Consider the following 15,668-nt stretch of genomic DNA (forward strand, 5'->3'; position numbering starts at 1 on the left):
TCTCGTCCTATTCGCAGGTTCCACTTCGCAATGTCCTGGTTACAGTCCCGCCTTACCCTCAAAAATGGCCCCAGCCATATCATGGTCGACAGCCGCTTTGCCGATACCGCCCCGCTGGAAGAACTGGCCTGCCTCAACTGGTTTGGGGTCTGGTTCAAACAGACGCCGACCGAAGACACCCTGCTGCATCCCGATGAAGTCGCCGACTTCGCCGAGCTCGAGCGGGCCTTGATCGAGACAGCAGAGCGGCATGCCAATGGTTGGGCCGTGTACGGGGTGCGCGTGCTGTCCTACGGTATTGCCGAGTTCTATTTCTATTCGCGTGACGAAACCACCCTGGCGGACGTGGTGGCCGAGCTGCGCACCGCGCACCCCGGATATCGGGTCGAACACCAGGCCAAGACTGACCCAACCTGGGCGGCCTACCGCAAGTTCTTGCTGGCGCTAAAATAAGCCCATGAAGACCGCCACCAACACCACCCGCGAGCAGATAGTCGGCGTCGCGCGGGAGCTGATACAGACCCGTTCCTACCTGGGCTTCAGCTTTCAGGATGTGGCGGATCGGGTCGGTATCCGCAAGGCCAGCCTGTACCATCACTTTCCCACCAAGGAGAGTCTGGGCATCGAGGTCCTGCAGCAATCGACAGCACAGTTCCTTGCGTGGTTCGATACCACGCCGGTGTTACCTCGGGACAAACTGCAAGCCTATTTCCTGGTCTACCGCAACGCCCTCCACGCGGGTTCGCGCGTGTGCCCGGCCGGAGCGCTGGCAGCGGGCTGGGATTGCATCAACGATGACCTCCGACAGGCAGCTTGCAGCTTGCGGCAGGTACAAGTCGACTGGCTCCAGGCGGTGCTGACCGGCCTGGACCCCAAGCACGGCAACACGACGGCCGTGCTTGCTGCCTATATCTTCACGGTCTGCCAGGGTGCCTTGCTGACCGCCCGCATGAGTGGTGAGATTGCGGACTTCGACGCGGCGATGGCGCAACTGCAAGCTCAACTCCCCCGCTGAGCCAGCCGTACGGCCGCTATCTGGCAGGCAGATCATCGACTTATTTCTGTAGATCCGATTGCACGCTCTAGAATAGCATTCTTATGCTTCCTTCATTCTGGATTGCCCGCGCACGTCGGCGTCTCAATCGCCGCCCGATAGCAGCCTTGCTGCTGGGTACACTACTGCTGCCAGTAACAGTCTCAGGACAGACCGCGTCTTGCTCGCGACCCATTCAAGTCGCGGCGAGCCCCATCGGCTTTAGCATGCTGATCGACAGCAGTCACCGCGTGAGCGGCGTCATTGCCGACTTCCTCGACCGTGTCAGCGCCGAAAGCGGTTGCCGTTTCGACTACCTGATCATGCCTCGGGTGCGCTCCTTCCCGGAAATGCGGCAAGGCAAGGTCGATGTCGTCGCCTCCGCCATCCGCACCAGCGAACGGGACCAGCTCGGACAATTCCTGCCAACACTGCGCGCCCCCATCGTGCTGATTACGCTATCGAACCGCGTGCCAGCCAGCATGGCACTGCCGCTGCTGGCACAGGGTAAGCTGATGATCAACGTCGTACGTGGCCATGACTACGGCCCGGCCTACCAGCAACTACTCCAGACCCTACGCAGCCAAGGCCGGCTGGAGGAAGTGGACAGCCCAGAAACCGTGGCCAAGAAACTGGCAGTAGGTCGGGCAGATGGCACCATCACACTCGGCGTAGTGATGGCGGATGTGGCACCTCAGCAGGGTTTGGGTGACAAGCTACAACTTCAGCCCATCGAAACCATACCCGCCGTGGTATCCGGCTTCTATCTCTCGAACAGCCGACTTTCCGATACGGATCGCTGGTGGTTGGCCAGCGCGCTCAAGGCGGGTATACGCGACGGTGAGTTCTGGCGTCTCTACCGCAAACGCTACCCGACCTGGGCGCTGCAGGGTGTCGTCGCCCAAGGGTTGGGAAATTGACCAAAGCGGCACATCACGGTGGATAGACTATCTGATCTGCTGGCACGGTTCAGCGTGCATGCCGGGGTATTTCACAGCGGCAGTTTCTGCGGCATCACCGCCTTCGATGGCAAGCAGACTTCTGGCCACCTGCATCTGCTACGCGCAGGCCAGATGCTGATGCTGCTGGGTGATGGCCGAGAGGTGAAACTGGAGCGGCCCTCGCTGTTCTTCTGCCCCCGTCCCTACCGGCATCGCCTGCTGGCGACCGAGACGGACCAGACCGAACTGGTGTGCGCATCGCTCACCTTCGACGGTGGTAGCGGCAATCCGCTGGCGACAGCCCTGCCCGACTACCTGCTCCTGCCGCTGGATGCGGTGCCCATGCTGGCCCCGGTCCTGGACTGGTTGTTCACCGAAGCCTTTGGTGAGCGCTGTGGCCGGGTAGCGGTCATGAACCGCCTATTCGAGCTGCTGGTCATCGAATTGCTACGGCATCTACTCGATAGCCGCAGCATCCAGCGTGGCATGCTGGCCGGCCTTGCCGATCCTCGCCTGGCACGTGCCCTGCACGCCCTGCACGCTCGCCCCGAACACGGCTGGCGACTCGAGACGCTGGCGCAGACTGCCGGCATGTCGCGCGCGCGCTTTTCCGCCCACTTTCACGCCACCATCGGCCAGACGCCGGGCGACTATCTGCTGGGATGGCGTATCAGCCTCGCCCAGCAGTTGCTGCGTGAGGGACAGCCGATCTCACTGGTGGCCGGGGCTGTAGGCTATGACAGTGCGTCAGCCCTGGCACGGGTCTTTCGCCGCCAGACCGGCAGCAGCCCGCGTGATTGGTTACGGGCACAGCAGGCCGGGCCGGCACCCGTACATGTCAAGGCAGGCGACTGAAACCGGCCCCCGGATGCTGGCGTAGCACCGACCACGGTAGTACGGCCCAGTCCGGATACTCGCAAGCCCGCAGGGCACGCGGGAACGAGGGTCCAAGGTACAGACCCTTGGGGGTGAGATACCAGCTGGGAAAGCGCCATACCGCCTTGTCGCGATAATCGCATTCGTCACCGCGCTGGGGCTTGACCTGCCTGGGGTAGCGCTGCGCCATGGTCTTGCTGATCCAGGGTGCCAGCAGGTTGTCCTCGTAGTCGAAGTTCGAGCGATCCCCGTTGGCATTGCGAGCCAGATAGGGCTTGCCACGACCCAGCCAGAGCAGATCTTCCAGCAGCAAACTCCGTCCGCTCTCGACATCCAGGTTGATCGGCGCATCGCCAAAGTCCGGGTGTGCGCCGCCACAGTCGTAGCTCACCATCACGCTGGCGCTGAAGAGCTTGGGTGAGAGCAGCCTGGGCTTGGCCTGTACCTCGTAGTCGCCACGCTGCCCCTGGCGAACCAGGCAACTAAGCGCAGCGCCGACCTCCTGCCAATGGCGTTCGGTCAGCACCTGGTTGATACGCGTCAGGGCATCAGCCGGATAACCATCCAGTACGCGGAACAGGCTGACGCCGGACACCGGCTCGTCCCACCATTGCAGGGCGTGGCCTTGTATCCGTTCGGTACGACCGCGCTTGAAGCTCATGTCCGCCCGCCGTGCCAGCTCATAACGACCACTGCTACCCGATGCAGTACGGACCGGTGCCGGACGCTTGCCGTCGAGCAGGGAAATATCCAGCGGCAGCAGTTGCACCGGCAAGGGTTTGGCCAGCTTGGGTCCGTGCCAGTTACCTTGCCACTGCCCCTGGCCCGCGGGCTTGATCTCGAACCCGTCACAACCGTGCTCGCCGAGCGCAGCATCGTTCAGCTCACCCTCGCACAGCAGGATGCTGCCGTCCTCGCGCCGCTGGCCCGCCAAGGGAATATCCACGTGATGCTGCCGATAGAAGTAGCGACCATCGACGGCGCCGTCCTGCTGGACGGTCAGTTCCATCACGATCTGCGCCTTGCCGACTTGACCACTCAGTTCGAGCACTGGCTCGTCAGCCTGGGCCAGACTGGCGGTAACGAGGAGGAGCAGGCTGGAAAGACGGGGCAACTTCATGGCGATAGGCGATCAATCCGGCGATGGGTCGCTATTGTTGCAGATTCGGCGTGGCAAGGTACGAGTAGCAGGGAAGGCTAATCAACCGGTTCATGCAGACGGGCCAGCAGGAATTCCACTGCGATTCTGACTTTGGGTATCTGGTATCGGGTTTGCAGGTAGAGCAGGTAGATACCGCTCTCGGCACCACGGCTGACCGATACAGGCTGGGCCAGGTCCAGCCTGACCAGTTCCCCACTTTGCAGGTAGGGTACGACACCCCACTCCGGTAGCAGGGCGATGCCTTTGTGCTGGCGGGTCATGCTCACCAGGCTCACACCGTCGTTGCAGATGAAGGCCGGCGGGTTGTTCAGTTCGCGCCAGCCATCCCCATCCAGCCCATGCCATTTGATCAGCGCATTGGGGCCGCGATACATCAGGGTCTTGTGATGCTGCAACTCATCCAGCGTACGCGGCGTGCCAGCTTGGGCCAGATAGATGGGGCTCGCCACCAGGATGAAGCGGTTGGGGTCCAGCTTGCGGGCCACCACGCGCTGCTGCGGCTGACGGCCGGCACGGATGGCAATATCAAACTGGTCCCGCCCCAGATCGACCAGCGTGTCACTGAAGTGCACGTCGAGCACGATATCGGGGTATTGATTGCTGAATACTTCCAGGGCCGGCATCAGCAGGGACTGGCCATAGCTTGCCATGGCGCTGATGCGCAGGGTACCGCTCGGCGTATGGCTGCGCTGATCGACCAGTTCGTCGGCATCCTTGAGCTGTAGCAGCCCGGCGCGGACCTGCTCAAGATACAGCGCGCCAATCTCGGTCAGCCGCACGGTACGGGTGGTCCGATGCAGCAATTCCACACCCAGCTCGGATTCCAGATCGGCAATCCGGCGCGAGATCGATGACGCCGGTACGCCGAAGGCCTTGGCAGCGCGGGAAAAGCTCAGGGTATCGGCTACCTTGAGGAGGTAATGCAGGGCACGCAACTTGTCCATGGACGGGAGTCTCGTTTATCAGCTTGATAGCGCCATTATTGCCATAAAGACAAAAGAATTTAGCAATTCAGACGGATTCTCCAAACATTTCGTCTGCCCTACCATGCAGTCATCGGTGACACACACCCAGCGCCCCAACCTCAAAGGACATACCCATGACGCTGCTCAAAGCCCAATACACTGAACGCGGCCCCATCCCGCAAGCATCGATCGCACCTGTCGCCTTCGAGCGCCCTGCCCTGGTTCAGGGAGAGGCACTGGTTTCCGTGCTGGCTGCGCCGATCAATCCGTCAGACGTCCTGACGCTGACGGGTCAGTACGGCATGCTGCCACCGTTGCCAGCCGTGGGCGGTAGCGAAGGTGTGGGTCGGGTCGTGGAGCTGGGCCCGGACACGCAGGGCCCCGCCATCGGGCAGACCGTGCTGCTGCCGGCCGGTAGTGGCACCTGGGCCAGCCATATCGTGGCGCCGGCCGCCCGGCTGCTGCCATTGCCCAACGAGGCAGACCCGAAGCAACTGGCCATGCTGACCGTCAACCCGCCAACCGCTGCCCTACTGCTCAGCGACTTCGTGACCCTGCAAGCCGGTGACTGGGTGATACAGAGCAGCGCCAACTCAGGCGTCGGCGGCTACCTGGTACAACTGGCGAAGCTACGTGGCTACAAGACTGTCAACATCGTACGGCGCGAATCGGCCGTGGCGGGCGTCCTGGCCCAGGGAGGCGACGTGGTACTGGTGGATGGTGACGACCTGGCCGAGCGGGTCAAGGCGGCCACCGGCGGCGCAGCGATCAAGTTGGGGATCGACGCAGTAGGCGGTGCGGCGACCATGCGGCTGGCAGCGTGCCTCGCCGAGGGTGCAACCGTAGTGAACTACGGCGCGCTGAGTGGTGAAGCGTGCCAGGTTTCCCCGCGCGAGCTGGTGTTTCGTGACGTATCACTGAAGGGTTTTTGGCTTGCCCGCTGGTTCCGTACCACGCCGCCCGCGCAACAAATCGCCCTGCTGACGGAGCTGGCCGGCCTGATCGCCACCGGCAAGCTCAGTGCGCCCATCCAGGCCAGCTACGATGTTTCCGAGATCAAGGAAGCCGTCGCCGCAGCCGCAGTGGGGCAACGTGATGGCAAGATCATGATCGTCCCCCGGCAGTAAATCTGCACGCCACCAGAAATGAAAAGGAGCCGCGGTCAGCGGCTCCTTTTCATTCTCAAGCGAGCAGATCGCGCCGCCTAGACCAGTACCTGCCGGGTCTGCCGGAAGAAGTGGTACACCGCCTGTTCGATCTCCGTATCCACCGCCTGCGCCGGGCCTCGCCCATGTGGGCAGGCCAGTCGCGGCGTGGTGCCGAACAGCCGGCAGATCAGGGGGCGCTCGGCATAGACTTGGCAACCGCACTCCCCCAGATGGGGGCAGGAAAGATTGCGCAGCGCCGCCTCTTGCTCCGCCGCCGTCTTGCGCGGCAGGCGCGACATTTCCTCACTGGAGGTCGTGACCGGACCACAGCAATCATGGCAACCGGGCACACACTCGAAGCTCGGTATGTGGTTGCGCAGAAAGCGTATGGTCTGCCGGTGGTCAGTCATGCTCAGCTCGCGATCAGCCGCACCAGACTCACCAGGCACACGATCAGCAGCAGCGCGCACAGTACACCGGCGACAATGAAGTGTTTGAACGTAAGTCCTTGCACGGCGGACTCATGATCCGCTGCACGACGTATACCGGTGAAGGCAAACAGGACGGTTTTGACACCGGCAAACAAGCCCGGTGGTTTGCTGACAGGTTCGGACATAAGGACTCCTCTCGCCTAGCGGCGTTCAATTAGCATGCGCCTCAAGGCGCAGATCGTCGAGTATCGGCAACCAAGCCATCACCGCCAATCCGGCAGCGAGTGGCAAGGTAGCAATAAAACCCAGATGCTTGAATCCCAGAGCCCCGACAATACCGCCAACAAGAAAACTCATCAGCAAGGCGGTGTGGAGCATTAGCTTGACGCGATTGGCACGGACAGCGGGCAGTGAGGGATCCCCTCGGTTCAAGTAGCACAACTTACCCAGTTCAATACCGATATCCGTAGTCAGCCCCGTCACATGCGTGGTCCGTATGACGGCGCCCGATACCTTGGTGATCATGGCGTTCTGCAGACCCATGATGTAGCAGAGCAGCAGCACGGTAGCGGGTACCAGCAACTCACCGATCTCTGCCAGGTGAGTACCGGCCAGGCCAAACACCAGTAGCAGTAACGCTTCCAGTAAAAGATTCAGCGCATAACGACTGCGCAATTGTCGGCGAGCAGCCCAGTTGATCAGTATCGCCGTCGTCGCGGCACCCAGCAGAAAGGACAACACCGCAGCCAGCGCCGGCCATACCGCCCACCATTGCCCCAGCGCAAGCGAATCGGCCATGCCAGAGACAATGCCGCTCATATGCGAGGTGTACTGCCCGACGGCCAGGAACCCACCGGCGTTGATGGCACCGGCAACAAAGGCCAGTACGATGCCCAGATGCCGGTCGCTACGCTGATCGCGTTGATGCCCGCTGAGGTTGCGGAGATAGGTTAGTGGCATCCTTGCCCGTCTGATGGTCTACAAGTCTACGCCGTCAGATTCCTGCCCCATCCGGCGTATTGCGGTAGGCAAGCAGATCCTCGGCAATCGTTGCAAGGGGCAAACCGTGCACGGCAAGCAATCCGGGAAGGCTACGACGTATCTGCCCATCCGACTTAGCACGACCCTTGATGGCAATGGCGATCCGGTTATTACTCCCGTCGGCAGTGACAACGGCGACGTTCCGGCCAAAGCTTTGGCGCATACGCGCAAGGTAGGTCCCGGAAAAATAATCCGTGGCGGAGAGATTGACCACCATCACGCCGTCATCGGTCAGCGCGGCATGGCACTCGTCGTAGAAGTGCTGCGTACAGAGCTGCGCTACCTGCCCGCCGGTATCAAACCCGTCCACCAGCAGTACATCCAGCTCGCCTATCTGTCGGCCGACCCAATGCGCGCCGTCCTCGCACAGTATCTGCAGGCGATCATCGTCGGGCGGTATCAGGAAATCATCGCGCAGGGCGATGACGTCCGGATTGATTTCCACCACCGTGATACGGCATTGCGGCATGGTATGGCGGCAGTACTTGGGGAGTGATCCTCCACCCAGGCCTATCATGCCGATATGAGCAGGTGCGGGTTGGAACAGCAGAAAGGCCATCATGCTGCGGGTGTAGCCCAGTTCCAGCGTATGCGGTGCGTCTTCGCTCATCTGGCTCTGCACGGTCCCAATATCAAAATGCAGGAAACGCTTGCCCTCGTGGGTGTAGACAAAGGGTTTGCCCTGCATGAGGGTCGGGTCCAGCAGTTCATCCAGCGTATCCAGCCGTCGGGCCTTGCTCACGACAAGAAACCTATCGCGCAAGCTTCATACCAATCTTGATCCAGGTTAAGAACCCGCAAGGATGAGGGGCTCATGCTGACTCCTTGTCCGCCGGATAGACCTGCTTTTGCCAATCCTGGCCCAGGTGCTGCTCCAGATAGCCACGGATCAGCCCCCGCACGACCTGCGAGGGGGTGAGGTCCTGCGATTCACACAGGCGCTCAAAGGCCGCCTTCTTGGCGGGATCGACCAGTACGGTCAAGCGGGCGGTACGGCTTTCGGGAATGGTCTTCATATTTGATTATCATAGCATGATAATAAAATGTGACTTTTCGCCCCCCCTGATGGCAGGGTGCATCGATAAGACAGGATGAAATCACGGTGATTGCACTGGTCGAAGCTCATAGGGCAGGCTTGTTCGCACGGGATAAATGGCTGCCCAACCTGGTGGCAGGCCTGATCGTCGGCATCGTCGCCTTGCCGCTGGCCATGGCCTTCGCCATCGCCTCCGGTGCGCGACCTGAACAGGGTCTGTACACCGCCATCATCGGCGGCTTCCTGGTCTCAACGCTTGGTGGTAGCCGTTTGCAGATCGCCGGCCCGACCGGTGCCTTTATCGTCATTCTGTCTGGCATCACCGCCAAACACGGTATCGACGGCTTGCAGATCGCCACCCTGATGGCGGGGATCATGTTGTTGGCCATGGGTATCGCCAGGATGGGTGCCGTGATCAAGTTCATTCCCTCGCCGGTGATCGTCGGGTTTACAACCGGCATCGGCGTTATCATCTGGGTCGGTCAATGGCGGGACTTTTTTGGCTTGCCTGCTATCAGCGGCACACATTTTCACGAGAAGGTGCTGCACCTCATCGCCGCCCTTCCCCTGCTACACCTGCCTACCACCATTCTTGCAGCACTAAGCGTGCTGCTGGTCCTCTATGGTCAGAAAGTCAAAGGACTGCGACGGATTCCCGGGCCACTGATTGCCATGGTGTTTGCTACTGGCTTGCAGGCAGTCTTCCACTTCGAGGGCATTGCCACCATCGGCAGCGCGTTTGGCGGCATTCCGCAGGGTCTGCCCAGCTTTGCCCTGCCAACCGTAACGGCAGCGAGGGTGATCGAACTGATCGGCCCCGCATTCACGATTGCGATGCTGGGCGCGATTGAATCGCTACTGTCCGCCGTTGTGGCCGACGGCATGGCAGGCACCCGGCATGACGCCAACCAGGAGTTGATCGGCCAGGGTATTGCCAATATGGCTGTGCCGCTATTCGGCGGCTTTGCGGCAACCGGCGCCATTGCCCGCACCGCTACCAATATCCGAAATGGCGGCACCAGTCCGCTCGCCGGCATGACCCATGCCCTGACCCTCATCCTGGTCTTACTGGTCCTGGCGCCCCTGGCATCGCATATTCCGCTCTGCGCGCTGGCAGCCATCCTGTTTGTCGTTGCCTACAACATGAGCGAGCTCAAGCACTTCGCCCATATCGTCAAGCGCGCACCGCGGGCCGACGTGGTCATCCTGCTGATCACCTTCTGCATGACGGTGCTGGTAGATCTGGTCGTGGCGGTCAATATCGGCGTCATCCTCGCCATCCTGCACTTTCTGCGCCGCATGGCGGAGACCGTGGAGGTACAGCAGCTTGACGACCCTGCACTCAAGACCGAATTGACCGCTCAGGGCCTCACCGCGCTACCCAAAGGGGTATTGGTCTATGAGATCAACGGCCCATTCTTCTTCGGTGCGGTCGAGAATTTCGAACGCGCCCTACTGCAGACCCATACCGATCCGACCATCCTGATCTTGCGCTTGCGGCGGGTACCCTTCATGGATATCACCGGCATGCAGACCCTGGAGGAAGTCATCGGCAAACTCGCCCGGCGCGGGATACGGGTGATGCTGTGCGAGGCCAACCCGCGTGTCCATGCCAAGCTTGATAAGGCGGGGATACTCGCGACCATTGCCAAGCCAGACTACGCGTCCGACTTTGCCAGCCTTTTACCGCTCGCCGCCACCATCGTCGCGACGCTACATGGCCAAGATAACGACGTATGAAACAGCGGCACAAGCGTCCGCATTCAGGGCCGATTGAAGGTATAACGATTACGCAGTAGTGCTGGCTGCGCGCCGCGGATTTCTTCTTTCTGCAAGGCGAGGGCACGTGCACCCAGATCCAGCGTAAAGCGTGCCAGATGATCTTTTTCCTTGCGCTCCAGCACTAGGCGCCGCCCATCAGACGAGCGGGTATCGAGCACGATACGCAACAGGGAGGCCATCGGCTTGTCTGCGCCTGTCAGCCAGCGCAGCTCATTGCGCGCAAAATCAAAGCGCATCTGCTCGTAGGAATAAACGATCTTGCCCGGACCATCGTCGTAGATGAAATTAAGGGCAAGCGAACTGGGACCCAGCAAGCTCAGGAACAGGCGCGTCGGTAGCGTGACCATCCTGTCCGGAGCGCTGTAATCCCGATAGCTCAACTCCCCTCGCCACTCTCCTTGCGTCGCCAGCAAGACCTCATCCGGCTGGGGGTCATACAATGCCCATGCTGGCAGCGCCAAACAGCCCACCCCGAAGGACAAGAAGGTACGACGTTTCATACATGTCTCCCGGTGCCTGTCTTGAGAAACGTCAGAGCAGGAAGCGGCTCGCCTCGTCCATATCGCCATGGGTGCTGCCGTGATAAAGCGCGGCCACGAACACCCGCCAGGTACGATCAGGCTGGTCGATCTTGAAACCGTAACCCGTCTTGCCCAGATCGTGCAGCGCCATGACCTTGATCCGCGATACCTCGTTGATGCCGAGGTTGATCGCCGCCGTCATCCAGACATTCAAAGGCACCTTGTCCTTGGTCTTGGCCTGGAAACCCTGAGCCGATACCTGGGCGACTTCCAGCTCGATCACATGCTTGACGTCACGTTCGTCACGATAGGCCAGCTTGCCCGGGCAGCGGATGGAAAAACGATCATGTTGCCGCAGGGCGATGTGATCGCTGTCCTCGCTGATGACCGGCAACACTTCCTTGTACTGCTTCAGGTTGTAGATGGCATGCAGTATGGCTTTCTGCCGCTCAGTCAGGGAGGCGAATACCTTGGTCTTGACGTTGAACAAGGTATTGATGATCTCGGGCGTGAGCACCGGATCGTTGGTGATATGAAAGCGACGGTGCGGTAGCTGGATATTCTTGAGCCGCACCTTGGTGAAGTAGGCAAACAGGTTGCGGCTTGGCGGCTTCTTGCTATAGGCATCCCGAAAGATGACCGGCGCCGAGCGCAAGTCCAGCGTCGCACCAATGGCCGGCGCGCCGTTGACGAAATCGTAGTTAGCCACCGGATTGGCTGTGAGCCGACGGAAGAACAGTAACGATTCGTACATCTCGATATGGCTGGGATTGACGGCGATCACCAAATGTCGGGTATCGAAGAATGCGGTGCAGTACTCGTACATGAACTTCATCAGCGGGAACAGGATGCTGCCGCCGGTCTTGCGAAAATCCCGATGGATGGCCAGGGCGGAGACCTCGGCGATAGCCCCTTCCTGCCGGATCACATCGGTCAGGTCGAAGATGCTCTGCAGAGGAAAGCCCAGCGCGCTATCGCGTATCAGCGACAGCGTGCCGACCACCTTGCCGTCCCACTTGGCACAGAGCGTGGTGGTGGTGGGCAGCGCGTGATAGATGGTGACCCGCATCCCGCTCGGATCGGGTTTCATGAAGCCGCTGCCGACGTACGCGTCATGCAGCAGGGCGAAGCAGGCTTCCAGTTCTTCCTGCGTCTCCGCGATCTTGAGCTGAAGGCGCTCGGATGGCGCCGGGTCACACACGACAAAGGAGCGGTAGACCGCAAACTTCTGGCTGCGCGGCAGGAAATTGAACAGCCGGCGTGCCGTCTGGTGTATGACCTTGCGAATCTTGCCCCAGTACCTACTGGCCATCGCAACCCCTTGGGAAACCCGCCCCTTGCGCCTCGGCGCCGCGGACCGGTTCCATTCCTCCTGCCTCATGGCCGCCACGGCCCGCGTGTGGTCTTTGCCTCGCGGATCCAGACGCCCTGATTGCTTGACCGGGCTCGACATTCTCCTTACCCGGTTCACTGCGCACCATGCTGACAAGCATAGTACAGCGCCCCTGCTGTGAAACCGCCGGCCAGCGCCTTGCCGCCCAATGGACGGACAACCGGTATGGACGGTACGCCATCAGGACCGACGGCAAATACGGCGGGCAGGCACAAGGCCGCCGCCGGGGCGATAACTATGTAGGCACGCATGCTGACGACTCCCCGAGAGGTACCCGTGTGATCCGCTGCTTTCCCGTCGCACTGGGTACTGGTCTACTTCACGTACCGCGCCATTAGCGGTGGCGCTCTGTTTGAAGCGGTTTTCATCTATCAAGCAGTTGCTGTGCCAAAGTTACAAAGCCAGCAATATCAAGGGAATGCGAGGGGTTGTTCAAGTGATGGTCGAGAAAACGTAAAATTTTCCGACAGCCAGGAGAAGAGACTGGTCGTGTCCTTTCATGCCCGAGGCAGCACCGTTACCTGCCGGCTAGGCGGGTTGCGGCCAGACTCGGCGTAATGGCCCAACTCCTGATCAACGGCGCGGTTGATGGCCTGATTGAGTTGCCTGAGTTCCCCGGAGCGTTGCATGGCGGCGAGCAGCCGATGCAGTTCCCCCGCCTTGGCCCAGTGCCGTCTATCCAGATAGAGATAGGTATCCACACGGGCGACGCGATCCAGATAGAAGACATCGTCATTCCCCAGTTGCATCAAAGCCTTGGCGACCAGGTAGCGATTGGCAATACAGACATCATCCCGACCGGCGCGTACCAGCCTTAGACAGGACTCGATTGAATCCACCGCCTGCCGCGATCGTCCAGCCGCGGCAACCTGTTCCGCAAACTTGAACCCGCGGATATACGCCACCCGCAAATGCTGCAAATCACTGGCGGACCGTGGCCTGATCCGCGCATCGTGGCTCAGCGAGAGCAGATAGGAACTGTAAAAAGGTGGGGTGACGCGCAGTAGCTGTGGGGCGAGCACGCCAAAGGCCCCAGTACGCGCAACATCACCATCGACGCGATGTTTGAGCAGCAGTTGCATCGCCCGCTCGGCCGGGTAATGCTCGACCGTGTACTCCAGCCCACCACGGTGGAAGATACGCTGCAATGCCTGATCCACCGCCCCCCAGACCGGTCGATCTGCAGGGATCGCAGTCACGAACCGCAGCGGCTCCGCTCGCCCGGCCAGCGCCGCCAGCATGCAGATGAACAACCAGAGGTATTTGCCCGTTATCATCGTCGTCACCGCCGGCCTAGCCTTCCACCGAAGACGCCAACACCTGCTGCGCTACCGAAGGAGACGGGCACTCTTCCCTTGCCGCCGCATTGGCGATGAATGCCGATGCCTCCGCTTGGGGCAAGGGGCGACCGTAGAAGTAGCCCTGTAACTCATCGCACCCCCAGCCTTGCAGCAGTTGCACGTGCTCGCGGGTCTCTACACCTTCGGCAATGACATTGAGACCAAGAGAGTGGCCCAGCTCGATCACCGCCCGTACGATGCCAGCCTCCTTGGATTCGGCTTGCAGGTTGCGAACAAAGGACTGGTCAATCTTCAACCTGTCCAGCGGAAAGCGGCTGAGGTAGGACAGGTTGGAATAGCCCGTGCCGAAGTCATCGATCGACAGCTTGAAACCCAATTGATGGATGCTATCGAGCTGCTGCAGCGTGTGTTCAACGTCCTGCAACGCCACCCCCTCGGTAATCTCAAGTTCAATCCATGCCGGATCTACCTTCGTTTCCGCCACGACGCGATTGAGCAAGGCCAGAAAGCCGGGATACTGGAACTGCTTGACCGAGATATTGACCGCCACGGTAAGGGGTTCCTCGCGGTTGGCGTTCCAGTCCCTGGCCTGCCGGCAGGCAGCATCAAGTATCCAGGCTCCGATCGGTATGATTAGGCCGGACTCCTCCGCCAGCGGAATGAACGATGCCGGCGAGATGAAACGACCGGCGTGCTGCCAGCGGATCAAGGTTTCGAAGCCCAGTAATTTCCCACTATGCAGGTCCAATTGGGGCTGGAAGTACGGCACCAGTTCCTGGCGATCCAGCGCATGGGCCAGGTCAGCTTCCAGGGTCAGCCGTTCCAGCGCCTGGCTGTCCAGGTCCAGCGAGTAGCTCACCGGCGTGTCACTCGCCGTGCGGCGTGCAGCCAGCAGCGCCGTTTCCGCATTGCGTAGCACCTCGAACACGTCCGTACTATGGCGGTGGCTTTCATCCGCACCAATATGGAAGCGGGCAAATACCTCATACTTGCCGATAGCAAATGCGTGCTGCAATGATTCCTGCAGGCAGGCAAACAGACCGGGCAGATCCAGCACGGTCAGACCAAGGTCGTAGACTGCGGCGAAGTTGGCACCATCGAGGCGGAACACCTGCGCATTACGACGTACTGCCACTTTGCTCAGTTCGGCGCCGATGGCCTTGAGCAGCAGATCTCCGGCACCGTAGCCCAGGCTATTGGTAATGCGCTCGAACCGATCAAGCGAGATCAGTGTGACCAGAATGCGCTTGCCTTGCAGTTCATGCAGGGCCTGCTCGAAGGCATGCCGGTTCTTCAGGCCGGTCATCACGTCATGCCAGGCCCGATAGTGCAGTTGTTTGTCCGACTTCATGCGAGCGTAAAGATGGTAGCCGGCAAACACGACGATGGCCGCAATCAGCGAGACAAAGATATGGACCAGCATGCGGATCTCGCTGATGTCACCAGCAATGTCCGCACTACTCATCTGGATGGACTGATGACTTTCTTCCAGTATTCTCCGCAATACGCCGCGCATCTCGACCGAAGAACGGGTCAAATCTTCAAATAACTTGCTGGCGCTGGCCCGGCTATTGCCGGAGCGCGACAGCAGTGCCACCAGTTGCCGTCCGGCAGCGGTAAATTCGGCATAGCTCCGATTGAGGCTTTGCATCTCTGCCGGACTGATACCACTCCCCTGCAGATTTCGAAAGCGCCGGTCAATCCGGGCTATCAAAGAGCCCGTGGACGACACGAACTCATCGCGACCGATCACACCGCCCTGATATTGGCTGATGGCGGCCTGGTAGAGAAACAGGACGCCTTGCAGATGCGCGATCTCATCTTCTTTGGGAATAGCCGATGTGACCAGTGGCTTGGCGCTAATGCTGACGCGTGCTTCCACCTGCGCGATGCGGATGGACAACCAGGCACCAGCGACAATGATCAAGCCAAACAGCAGAATCACGCCTAGGCGGACATGCTTGCCCATTGTTGGCAGCTTGAGTTGTGGCGTCTTGGGCAATGGCAATGACAGTACCGTATTCATGGGTATTTCTCC

At 60.5% G+C, this 15,668-nt stretch carries 17 protein-coding genes and 1 pseudogene; 6 read left to right on the forward strand and 12 right to left on the reverse strand.

The annotated features are described in order from the left end of the window. The first annotated feature begins 30 nt into the window (after positions 1 to 30). The 4 genes from ACYVHK_RS09210 to ACYVHK_RS09225 all read left to right on the forward strand — a co-directional run bounded on the left by ACYVHK_RS09210 (position 31) and on the right by ACYVHK_RS09225 (position 2,829). Entirely contained in the window at positions 31 to 453 is a 423-nt protein-coding gene (locus ACYVHK_RS09210; protein ID WP_460530266.1) for a DUF695 domain-containing protein, read from the forward strand. A 4-nt stretch (positions 454 to 457) separates the two neighbouring features. After that, a complete protein-coding gene (locus ACYVHK_RS09215; RefSeq protein ID WP_460530269.1) occupies positions 458 to 1,015 on the forward strand; it encodes a TetR/AcrR family transcriptional regulator in 558 nt (185 codons plus the stop codon). Between the two features lie 245 nt (positions 1,016 to 1,260). After that, positions 1,261 to 1,953: a substrate-binding periplasmic protein gene (locus ACYVHK_RS09220; RefSeq protein WP_460530272.1), complete on the forward strand. Its 693-nt coding sequence runs from the start codon at positions 1,261 to 1,263 to the stop codon at positions 1,951 to 1,953. Positions 1,954 to 1,971: 18 nt separating this feature from the next. Beyond that, on the forward strand, positions 1,972 to 2,829 hold the full coding sequence (locus tag ACYVHK_RS09225; RefSeq protein ID WP_460530276.1) for an AraC family transcriptional regulator: 858 nt from the start codon (positions 1,972 to 1,974) through the stop codon (positions 2,827 to 2,829). On the opposite strand, the gene ACYVHK_RS09230 is transcribed toward ACYVHK_RS09225, so the two are convergent. Continuing rightward, positions 2,813 to 3,970: a hypothetical protein gene (locus ACYVHK_RS09230; protein WP_460530279.1), complete on the reverse strand. Its 1,158-nt coding sequence runs from the start codon at positions 3,968 to 3,970 to the stop codon at positions 2,813 to 2,815. The two genes, ACYVHK_RS09225 and ACYVHK_RS09230, sit on opposite strands and share 17 nt — an antisense overlap. A gap of 77 nt (positions 3,971 to 4,047) precedes the next feature. After that, the gene (locus tag ACYVHK_RS09235; protein WP_460530282.1) at positions 4,048 to 4,956 is read right to left on the reverse strand and encodes a LysR family transcriptional regulator; all 909 of its coding nucleotides are present in this window, start codon (positions 4,954 to 4,956) and stop codon (positions 4,048 to 4,050) included. A 155-nt stretch (positions 4,957 to 5,111) separates the two neighbouring features. Between ACYVHK_RS09235 and ACYVHK_RS09240 the strand changes: the two genes are divergently transcribed. Beyond that, positions 5,112 to 6,104 carry a zinc-dependent alcohol dehydrogenase family protein gene (locus ACYVHK_RS09240; protein WP_460530285.1) on the forward strand — a complete coding sequence of 331 codons (993 nt, stop codon included), beginning with the start codon at positions 5,112 to 5,114 and terminating at the stop codon, positions 6,102 to 6,104. A 77-nt stretch (positions 6,105 to 6,181) separates the two neighbouring features. Here ACYVHK_RS09240 and ACYVHK_RS09245 read toward each other — a convergent pair whose 3' ends face one another. From ACYVHK_RS09245 to ACYVHK_RS09265, 5 genes and pseudogenes are all read right to left on the reverse strand, one after another. Continuing rightward, complete coding sequence (locus ACYVHK_RS09245; RefSeq protein WP_460530288.1) at positions 6,182 to 6,535, reverse strand: YkgJ family cysteine cluster protein; 354 nt, start codon at positions 6,533 to 6,535, stop codon at positions 6,182 to 6,184. 2 nt (positions 6,536 to 6,537) lie between these two features. Beyond that, entirely contained in the window at positions 6,538 to 6,741 is a 204-nt protein-coding gene (locus ACYVHK_RS09250) for a DUF2970 domain-containing protein (protein ID WP_460530291.1), read from the reverse strand. A 43-nt stretch (positions 6,742 to 6,784) separates the two neighbouring features. Beyond that, a pseudogene (locus tag ACYVHK_RS09255) lies at positions 6,785 to 7,516 on the reverse strand (YoaK family protein); the annotation flags it as partial. Between the two features lie 34 nt (positions 7,517 to 7,550). Next, positions 7,551 to 8,339 carry a class I SAM-dependent methyltransferase gene (locus tag ACYVHK_RS09260; protein ID WP_460530294.1) on the reverse strand — a complete coding sequence of 263 codons (789 nt, stop codon included), beginning with the start codon at positions 8,337 to 8,339 and terminating at the stop codon, positions 7,551 to 7,553. Positions 8,340 to 8,409: 70 nt separating this feature from the next. Then, positions 8,410 to 8,613, reverse strand: a complete 204-nt coding sequence (locus ACYVHK_RS09265) for a hypothetical protein (protein ID WP_460530297.1) — start codon at positions 8,611 to 8,613, stop codon at positions 8,410 to 8,412. Positions 8,614 to 8,699: 86 nt separating this feature from the next. On the opposite strand from ACYVHK_RS09265, the gene ACYVHK_RS09270 reads away from it, so the two are divergent. Further along, the gene (locus tag ACYVHK_RS09270) at positions 8,700 to 10,373 is read left to right on the forward strand and encodes a SulP family inorganic anion transporter (protein ID WP_460530300.1); all 1,674 of its coding nucleotides are present in this window, start codon (positions 8,700 to 8,702) and stop codon (positions 10,371 to 10,373) included. A gap of 23 nt (positions 10,374 to 10,396) precedes the next feature. On the opposite strand, the gene ACYVHK_RS09275 is transcribed toward ACYVHK_RS09270, so the two are convergent. The 5 genes from ACYVHK_RS09275 to ACYVHK_RS09295 all read right to left on the reverse strand — a co-directional run bounded on the left by ACYVHK_RS09275 (position 10,397) and on the right by ACYVHK_RS09295 (position 15,656). Further along, positions 10,397 to 10,915, reverse strand: a complete 519-nt coding sequence (locus tag ACYVHK_RS09275; RefSeq protein ID WP_460530303.1) for a hypothetical protein — start codon at positions 10,913 to 10,915, stop codon at positions 10,397 to 10,399. A 31-nt stretch (positions 10,916 to 10,946) separates the two neighbouring features. Then, positions 10,947 to 12,248 carry an N-acyl amino acid synthase FeeM domain-containing protein gene (locus tag ACYVHK_RS09280; protein WP_460530305.1) on the reverse strand — a complete coding sequence of 434 codons (1,302 nt, stop codon included), beginning with the start codon at positions 12,246 to 12,248 and terminating at the stop codon, positions 10,947 to 10,949. Positions 12,249 to 12,403: 155 nt separating this feature from the next. Further along, on the reverse strand, positions 12,404 to 12,580 hold the full coding sequence (locus tag ACYVHK_RS09285; RefSeq protein ID WP_460530308.1) for a hypothetical protein: 177 nt from the start codon (positions 12,578 to 12,580) through the stop codon (positions 12,404 to 12,406). Positions 12,581 to 12,826: 246 nt separating this feature from the next. After that, complete coding sequence (locus ACYVHK_RS09290; protein ID WP_460530311.1) at positions 12,827 to 13,606, reverse strand: substrate-binding periplasmic protein; 780 nt, start codon at positions 13,604 to 13,606, stop codon at positions 12,827 to 12,829. A gap of 16 nt (positions 13,607 to 13,622) precedes the next feature. Beyond that, positions 13,623 to 15,656 carry a putative bifunctional diguanylate cyclase/phosphodiesterase gene (locus tag ACYVHK_RS09295; RefSeq protein WP_460530314.1) on the reverse strand — a complete coding sequence of 678 codons (2,034 nt, stop codon included), beginning with the start codon at positions 15,654 to 15,656 and terminating at the stop codon, positions 13,623 to 13,625. Positions 15,657 to 15,668: the final 12 nt, after the last annotated feature.

This window comes from Chitinimonas naiadis, assembly GCF_054780835.1.

Bases quoted from the DNA above. Each gene is read 5' to 3' on its own strand.
- ACYVHK_RS09210 (WP_460530266.1), top strand. From the start codon at position 31: ATGTCCTGGTTACAGTCCCGCCTTACCCTCAAAAATGGCCCCAGCCAT.
- ACYVHK_RS09220 (WP_460530272.1), top strand. From the start codon at position 1,261: ATGCTGATCGACAGCAGTCACCGCGTGAGCGGCGTCATTGCCGACTTC.
- ACYVHK_RS09290 (WP_460530311.1), bottom strand. From the start codon at position 13,606: ATGATAACGGGCAAATACCTCTGGTTGTTCATCTGCATGCTGGCGGCG.
- ACYVHK_RS09265 (WP_460530297.1), bottom strand. From the start codon at position 8,613: ATGAAGACCATTCCCGAAAGCCGTACCGCCCGCTTGACCGTACTGGTC.
- ACYVHK_RS09240 (WP_460530285.1), top strand. From the start codon at position 5,112: ATGACGCTGCTCAAAGCCCAATACACTGAACGCGGCCCCATCCCGCAA.
- ACYVHK_RS09250 (WP_460530291.1), bottom strand. From the start codon at position 6,741: ATGTCCGAACCTGTCAGCAAACCACCGGGCTTGTTTGCCGGTGTCAAA.
- ACYVHK_RS09215 (WP_460530269.1), top strand. From the start codon at position 458: ATGAAGACCGCCACCAACACCACCCGCGAGCAGATAGTCGGCGTCGCG.
- ACYVHK_RS09295 (WP_460530314.1), bottom strand. From the start codon at position 15,656: ATGAATACGGTACTGTCATTGCCATTGCCCAAGACGCCACAACTCAAG.
- ACYVHK_RS09275 (WP_460530303.1), bottom strand. From the start codon at position 10,915: ATGAAACGTCGTACCTTCTTGTCCTTCGGGGTGGGCTGTTTGGCGCTG.
- ACYVHK_RS09235 (WP_460530282.1), bottom strand. From the start codon at position 4,956: ATGGACAAGTTGCGTGCCCTGCATTACCTCCTCAAGGTAGCCGATACC.
- ACYVHK_RS09245 (WP_460530288.1), bottom strand. From the start codon at position 6,535: ATGACTGACCACCGGCAGACCATACGCTTTCTGCGCAACCACATACCG.
- ACYVHK_RS09285 (WP_460530308.1), bottom strand. From the start codon at position 12,580: ATGCGTGCCTACATAGTTATCGCCCCGGCGGCGGCCTTGTGCCTGCCC.
- ACYVHK_RS09230 (WP_460530279.1), bottom strand. From the start codon at position 3,970: ATGAAGTTGCCCCGTCTTTCCAGCCTGCTCCTCCTCGTTACCGCCAGT.
- ACYVHK_RS09280 (WP_460530305.1), bottom strand. From the start codon at position 12,248: ATGGCCAGTAGGTACTGGGGCAAGATTCGCAAGGTCATACACCAGACG.